The sequence below is a fragment of the Streptomyces amritsarensis genome (assembly GCF_001953875.1).
In the GTDB taxonomy this organism is placed as follows: Bacteria; Actinomycetota; Actinomycetes; order Streptomycetales; family Streptomycetaceae; genus Streptomyces; species Streptomyces amritsarensis.
The window spans coordinates 1-2,053 of sequence record NZ_MQUR01000199.1 but is presented as its reverse complement, the minus strand read 5'-3'; the positions used below and the strand labels follow the sequence as shown (position 1 = coordinate 2,053).

Here is a 2,053-nt window from a genome sequence, read left to right as displayed (position 1 = left end):
CGGCCGCCTGCGGCAGGCCGCCGAGCACGCCCGTGCGGCCCTCGTCGTCGCCGAACAGTCGGCGCTGCCGCCCGAGCGCCGCTCCGGTACCGGTCACCTCGTCCTGGCGGGCGTCGCCGTCGAGCAGGACGACCTGGCAGCGGCCCGCTCCCACCTGGACCTGGCGGCCGCGGCCGCGGCCGCCGGACCCCGCCCCGAACCCGTGGCCGCCGTCCAGGCCGCCGTCATCGGCGCCCGTCTCGCCGCCGCGGAGGGCGACGGCGAGGCCGCGCTCGCCGTCCTCGCCCGCCTCGGCCCGACGGGGCCGGCCCCGGCGGCCGCGCCGCTCTCCGGGTGGGCGGCGGAGGCGCTCGCCGTGGCCGCATCGGCCGCGCACCTCGCGTGCGGTGACGCCGAAGAGGCCCTGCGCGTCCTCGACGCCGCACCCGCCGGGCGGCCCGAGCACACGCTGGCCCGCGCCCGCGCCCTCCTCGCGGCCGGCCGCGCCGAGTCCGCCGCGCGTCAGCTGGCGGCCCTGCCGGCGGACGACGGCCCGGCGGACAACGGCCCGGCGGCGCCGCTACGGGTGGGTGCCCTCCTGCTCGGGGCGGAGATCGCCGCGGCGGACGGGCGTACCGGGGAGGCGCGCCGGAAACTGGCCGAGGCCGTGGAACTCGCCCGGCCGCATGAACTGCGCAGGCCGTTCGCCGAGAGCGGGCCATGGGTGCGACGAAGCCTCCGCGAGGCACCCCGGCCCGCCGCGCGCCACAGCCGCCCGGCCGACGGGCCGACGGCGGCAGACGGGCCGACCGGGGCGACCGGGCCGACCGGGGCGGACGGGCCGCCGCCCGTCGTGGAGGCGCTCAGCGCGCGGGAGACGGAGGTGCTGCGCCAAGCCGCACGGATGCTGTCCACCGAGGAGATCGCGGCCGAGCTGTACGTGTCGGCCAACACCGTCAAGACCCACCTGAAGAGCATCTACCGCAAGCTCTGCGTCACCCGGCGCAGCGACGCCGTCCACCGCGCCCAGGACCTCGGGCTGCTCTAGTGCTGTGACCGGCAAGGTTCACCGGGTCGCGACGCCCGGCNNACCGGACGCCGCGCCCCGGCAAACCTTTCCGGCCACAGCACCAGACACGCCCTTCTCGCCCGTGGCGGGCGATGCCGGGCCGGCGGGTCCGGGACCACCATGGCAGGGCAGGACAAGGCACCTGAAGTCTTCCTTCGGAGAGAAGTGAGTGCTCTCATGCGCTACGAGTTCCGCATCTCGGGCGTCGTGCCGGACACACTCGCCGCGAACTTTCCCGAGCTCGACCGGATTCCGGTCCGGGAGCAGACGCTCCTCCTCGGCGTCGTGGCGGACGAGGCACATCTGTACGGGCTCCTCACGCGCTTCCAGTCCCTGGGCCTGCGGGTGCTCGAAATGCGCCAGGTAGCCGCCTGACGCCGTGCCCGCGCCGCGACCCGGAAGGGAGGACCACCCGCTGCGGGTGATCACGACAAGCCGTCGGCCGGACGACACTGTGAGGAAGTGTCCGGCGCGGTACCGCCAACTGTGAGGTGAGTTCGATGGGCCAGTCGACACCGACCGGGGGAAATTGGAATACCGGCCCCGCGCCGGGCACCGCACCGCTGTCCAGCGGTGGCGACGGAACCGGAGGGGCGGTCGGCACGTTCTTCGCCGCGGTCCTCCTCGTGGTGACCGGATGCCTCGCGATCTTCCAGGGCATCGCGGCCATCGCCGAGGACGACGTGTACGCACGCCTCGGCAGCTACGTCTTCGAGTTCGACCTGACGGCATGGGGCTGGATCCATCTCATCGTCGGACTCGTCGTCGTCCTGACCGGAGTGGGCCTGTTCCTCGGCTCGAACGTCGCCAGGGGCGCGGGCATCGCCCTCGCCAGCCTCAGCATCATCGTGAACTTCCTGTGGCTTCCGTACCAGCCGTGGTGGTCGATCATCATCATCGCGATCGACGTGTTCATCATCTGGTCCCTGTGCACGAGTTGGCAGCAGAAGCCCGCGTGAGGCCGCGCGGCGCGCCCGGTCCGAGCGATGCGGACCGGGCGCCGCC

At 74.4% G+C, this 2,053-nt stretch carries 3 protein-coding genes; all 3 read left to right on the top strand.

All coding sequences use genetic code 11. The features are described from left to right. On the top strand, nt 1–1,027 hold a 1,027-nt coding region (locus AVW11_RS35465; protein WP_143568946.1), incomplete at its 5' end, for a helix-turn-helix domain-containing protein. Between the two features lie 198 nt (nt 1,028–1,225). Further along, nucleotides 1,226–1,423 (top strand): hypothetical protein, encoded by a 198-nt coding sequence (locus AVW11_RS35460; protein ID WP_030843436.1) that lies wholly within the window; start codon nt 1,226–1,228, stop codon nt 1,421–1,423. A 125-nt stretch (nt 1,424–1,548) separates the two neighbouring features. Then, nucleotides 1,549–2,007 (top strand): DUF7144 family membrane protein, encoded by a 459-nt coding sequence (locus tag AVW11_RS35455; RefSeq protein ID WP_030843434.1) that lies wholly within the window; start codon nt 1,549–1,551, stop codon nt 2,005–2,007. The last annotated feature ends 46 nt before the right edge of the window (nt 2,008–2,053 follow it).

Excerpts from the sequence above, each read along its gene's own strand:
- AVW11_RS35455 (WP_030843434.1), top strand. The coding sequence starts at position 1,549 with ATGGGCCAGTCGACACCGACCGGGGGAAATTGGAATACCGGCCCCGCG.
- AVW11_RS35460 (WP_030843436.1), top strand. The coding sequence starts at position 1,226 with ATGCGCTACGAGTTCCGCATCTCGGGCGTCGTGCCGGACACACTCGCC.